Source organism: Pseudomonas sp. 25 R 14 (assembly GCF_900004755.1).
Taxonomy (GTDB): domain Bacteria; phylum Pseudomonadota; class Gammaproteobacteria; order Pseudomonadales; family Pseudomonadaceae; genus Aquipseudomonas; species Aquipseudomonas brenneri.
In genome coordinates, this window is sequence record NZ_CVTS01000035.1 from 1 (window position 1) to 4,077 (window position 4,077).

Below are 4,077 nucleotides of genomic sequence, written 5' to 3' on the forward strand. Positions count from 1 at the left end.
TGGGTCAGTCACCTATGCACCAACTGACCCACCGCTTTCGCGAGCAAGCCCGCTCCCACACAAGCCCGCTCCTACAGGGTTTTTCGGTGTGTTTTAGAGAGTGGCAATCAACGCCGGCCCAAACGCCTCACGCAAAAACTGCGGCGCGATGTAGCGCTGGTAATGCGCCTCTGACAACAGGAAAAACTCCCGGTCAATCGCATCGCGCAAATCCGCCAGGTGCCGCTCGCGAAACTCCGGCAGCAGCGCCAGGCCATAGGCATCGAGCCTGGAAATCACCCGCGCACCGCGGGCAATCAACTGATAAGCCCAGCAGTAAGGTGACTGGTGCGGCATAAAACGGATCTTGCGCTCCTCCAACTGCTGGCGCAGGCGTGGGGCATCCAGCACTTGCAGCTTGCTGGCCATGACTTGCACCAGTAACTGTTCAAGGCGCAGCCAGACCGCTTGTTTTTCCTCGGCGCTGTAGCCGTTCCACTGAATGACTTCATGGTGATATCGCTTGCAGCCACGGCAGACCAGGTCGCCATAAACGGTGGAACACAGGCCGACGCACGGCGTCTTGATGGTTTGATTTGGCATAAAAACCGCGTCTTTCCTAATCCACGACAAAAGGGTTCACAGGCGCTCCAGGGCGCTGAACTGCTGGTTCAACCATTGATACAACTGGGTGACTGCCCGTGACATCTGCCCGCGATGGGGGCAGGCAAAACTCAAGGGGTACACATCACCGGGAATCTCGGGCAACAGCACCACCAGGCGCTGGGCCTGCACATCGGCGTATACATCCAGCCAGCATTTGTAGGCGATGCCTTCACCTGCCACCGCCCAGCGCCGCACCACATCGGCGTCGTCACTGAACAAGGGGCCGGCGACCTGCACGGTCTGCTCGCCCAGTTCCCAACGGTCGTGAAGGCGACCGTTTTGCAGGTACAACAGGCACGGGTGGCGGGTTAGCTCGTTGATCGACGTGGGCGCACCGTGGCGCGCCACGTAATCCGGTGACGCCACCAGCACCCGGCGGTTCCAGGGGGCCAGGGGCAGGGCGATGTAGTTGGCGTCTGTGTTCCAGCCGTAACGCAGGGCGACGTCCACCGGGTCGCGAAACAGGTTGGTGACCTGGTCCGACACCAGGAACCGTAAGGCCAGTTCAGGGTGCAGGCGCCGGAACTCGGTGAGCATCGGCAGCAGGATATTGCGCCCCAGGTCCGAAGGCGCAGCAATCTGCAACGTGCCCCGCAGCGGCGCGTTATCGCCCCGCAAGCGCTCGCGACCCAGCTCCAGTTGTTCCAGCACGCCACGGGCGGTGGGCAGGTACTGTTCGCCCTCGGCACTCAAGCGCAGGCTGCGGGTGGTGCGGGTAAACAGGCGTACCTCCAGCTCCCGTTCCAGGCGCTTGATCGCCGCTGCCACCTGGCCTGGCAACAGATTCGCCTCCACGGCAGCCGCAGTGAAACTGCCCAAAGCGGCACTGCGCAGGAACAGGCCGAGATCATCGATGCGGATCATTTTCACTCCAAAAATAAAAGTGTTGCTGCATTTTGTCGATTTTTCTTCGTCCTGGGAACAGTGAAAATGCAAGCCATCGAGGGCCATCGTCCTTCTTCACCCGTGAGATTCCATGAAAGCAATTACCTTCACCGAACATGGCCTGCCCATCGACGATCCGCGCTCGCTGATTGATGTGAATATCGAAGCACCCCAACCGGGCCCTCGGGACCTGCTGGTGCAAGTACAGGCCGTGGCGGTCAACCCGGTCGATACCAAAGTGCGTTCCGGCACCTTTGCCAAGGAGCCGAAAATCCTCGGTTGGGATGCGGCGGGCATCGTGCGCCAGGTCGGCGCCGACGTCACCCTGTTCAAACCGGGCGACGCGGTGTACTACGCAGGTTCCTTGATCCGTTCCGGCAGCTACAGCGAATTCCAGGTGGTCGACGAGCGCATCGTCGGCCACCGGCCACGTACCCTGGATGCCGCCCACGCCGCCGCCTTGCCGCTGACCTCGATCACCGCCTGGGAGTTGCTGTTCGATCGCCTTGGCGTGAGCGAAGGCGGCGGCGAGGGTGATGTGCTGTTGGTGGTCGGTGCCGGTGGCGGCGTGGGTTCGATCCTGGTGCAACTGGCCCGTCAACTGACAAAAATGACGGTGATCGGTACCGCCTCGCGCCCGGAGACTGTCGAGTGGGTCCAGCGCATGGGCGCCCATCATGTGATTGACCATCACCGGCCGATGCTGGCCCAGCTTCAAGCGCTGGGGGTTGATGGGGTCAGTCATGTTGCCAGCCTCACCCATACCCAGGAGTACCTTGCGCAACTGGTCGAAGTGCTGCGCCCCCAAGGGCGACTGGGTTTGATCGACGATCCCGCCAGCCTGGATGTCATGCCGCTCAAGCTCAAGTCCTTGTCCTTGCACTGGGAACTGATGTTCACCCGCTCGCTGTTTGAAACAGCGGACATGATCCAGCAACACCATCTGCTCAACCGCGTTGCGCAACTGGTCGACCAAGGCGTGTTGCATACCACGCTGGGGGCGCATTTTGGGTCGATCAACGCGGCCAACATGCGCAGCGCCCATGCCCTGGTGGAAAGCGGCAAGGCGCGGGGCAAGATTGTGCTGGAGAATTTCCAATGAACACCCTGATCAAAGCCTTGGGCTTATCGCTGTGCGCAATGCTTGCCGGATGCGCCAGCCAACCTACCAACGGAGTCGCCAGCATGACCAAACCCTTGATATCCATCGCCGTACTCAAGGCCAAGCCAGGCCAGGAACAAGCGCTCAAGGCCGGTTTGCTGGCCCTGGTCGAGCCGACCCGTACCGAGCCAGGCAACCTGGATTACGTGTTGTTCGAACTGCGTGATGATCCCGGCACGTTCTATATGCGTGAAGCGTTCAAGAACCAGGCGGCCCTCGATGCGCACTTTGCGATGCCGTACTTCCAGCGCTTTGCCGCCACGGCGGATGACTTGCTCAACGAACCACTGAAACTGATCTTTCTTGAACAAGTGTCCAACTGAGGCCGTACACCGCAACTGATTGTAGGAGCGAGCTTGCTTGCGAAAAACGCCTAGGCGCCGCGTTTATCCAGGATGCCTGGGTTATCGTTGACGATCTTCGCGAGCAAGCTCGCTCCTACAGGAGGTGTGGGTCAATCAATCCCAGCTCAACGCCCCGCCAGTCTGATACTCGATCACGCGGGTCTCGAAGAAGTTCTTCTCTTTCTTCAAGTCCATGATCTCGCTCATCCACGGGAACGGGTTAGTCGTGCCTGGGTATTCTTCCTTCAAGCCAATCTGCGACAGGCGACGGTTGGCGATGAATTTGAGGTAGTCCTCCATCATCGCCGCGTTCATGCCCAGCACGCCGCGCGGCATGGTGTCGCGTGCGTATTCGATCTCCAACTGGGTCCCTTGCAGGATCATTTGGGTCGCTTCTTCCTTCATCTCGGCATCCCACAAATGTGGGTTTTCGATTTTGATCTGGTTGATCACGTCGATACCGAAGTTCAGGTGCATCGACTCATCGCGCAGGATGTACTGGAACTGCTCGGCCACTCCGGTCATTTTGTTGCGACGGCCCATGGACAGGATCTGGGTGAAGCCGCAGTAGAAGAAGATGCCTTCCAGTACGCAGTAGTAGGCGACGAGGTTGCGCAGCAGTTCCTTGTCGGTGTCGACGGTGCCGGTTTCGAACTTCGGATCGGAGATCGAACGGGTGTACTTCAGGCCCCAGGCGGCTTTTTTAGCGACCGATGGGATCTCGTGGTACATGTTGAAGATCTCGCCTTCATCCATGGCCAGCGATTCGATGCAGTACTGGTAGGCGTGGGTGTGGATCGCCTCTTCGAAGGCCTGGCGCAGGATGTACTGGCGGCACTCCGGGTTGGTGATCAGGCGGTATACGGCCAGGACCAGGTTGTTGGCGACCAGGGAGTCGGCGGTGGAGAAGAAGCCCAGGTTGCGCATGACGATGCGACGTTCGTCGTCGGTCAGGCCCTCGGGGTTTTTCCACAGGGCGATGTCGGCGGTCATGTTGACCTCTTGCGGCATCCAGTGGTTGGCGCAGCCGTCGAGGTATTT

At 59.9% G+C, this 4,077-nt stretch carries 5 protein-coding genes; 2 read left to right on the plus strand and 3 right to left on the minus strand.

Going from position 1 to position 4,077, the window contains the following annotated elements; genetic code table 11:
- Positions 1–93: 93 nt before the first annotated feature.
- Positions 94–582, minus strand: coding sequence for a DUF1289 domain-containing protein (locus BFQ03_RS09260; protein WP_032860742.1), 489 nt, complete (start codon positions 580–582; stop codon positions 94–96).
- A 36-nt stretch (positions 583–618) separates the two neighbouring features.
- Positions 619–1,509, minus strand: coding sequence for a LysR family transcriptional regulator (locus BFQ03_RS09265; RefSeq protein WP_032861098.1), 891 nt, complete (start codon positions 1,507–1,509; stop codon positions 619–621).
- 112 nt (positions 1,510–1,621) lie between these two features.
- Between BFQ03_RS09265 and BFQ03_RS09270 the strand changes: the two genes are divergently transcribed.
- Together BFQ03_RS09270 and BFQ03_RS09275 are read left to right on the plus strand one after the other, a co-directional pair.
- Complete coding sequence (locus BFQ03_RS09270; RefSeq protein ID WP_065942916.1) at positions 1,622–2,632, plus strand: zinc-binding alcohol dehydrogenase family protein; 1,011 nt, start codon at positions 1,622–1,624, stop codon at positions 2,630–2,632.
- Positions 2,633–2,715: 83 nt separating this feature from the next.
- Complete coding sequence (locus tag BFQ03_RS09275) at positions 2,716–3,015, plus strand: putative quinol monooxygenase (protein WP_032861097.1); 300 nt, start codon at positions 2,716–2,718, stop codon at positions 3,013–3,015.
- A gap of 135 nt (positions 3,016–3,150) precedes the next feature.
- Here the strand turns inward: BFQ03_RS09275 and BFQ03_RS09280 are convergent.
- A partial coding sequence (locus tag BFQ03_RS09280) for a ribonucleotide-diphosphate reductase subunit beta (RefSeq protein WP_065942917.1) occupies positions 3,151–4,077 on the minus strand: 927 nt, incomplete at its 5' end.

Excerpts from the sequence above, each read along its gene's own strand:
- BFQ03_RS09260 (WP_032860742.1), bottom strand. The coding sequence starts at position 582 with ATGCCAAATCAAACCATCAAGACGCCGTGCGTCGGCCTGTGTTCCACC.
- BFQ03_RS09265 (WP_032861098.1), bottom strand. The coding sequence starts at position 1,509 with ATGATCCGCATCGATGATCTCGGCCTGTTCCTGCGCAGTGCCGCTTTG.
- BFQ03_RS09270 (WP_065942916.1), top strand. The coding sequence starts at position 1,622 with ATGAAAGCAATTACCTTCACCGAACATGGCCTGCCCATCGACGATCCG.
- BFQ03_RS09275 (WP_032861097.1), top strand. The coding sequence starts at position 2,716 with ATGACCAAACCCTTGATATCCATCGCCGTACTCAAGGCCAAGCCAGGC.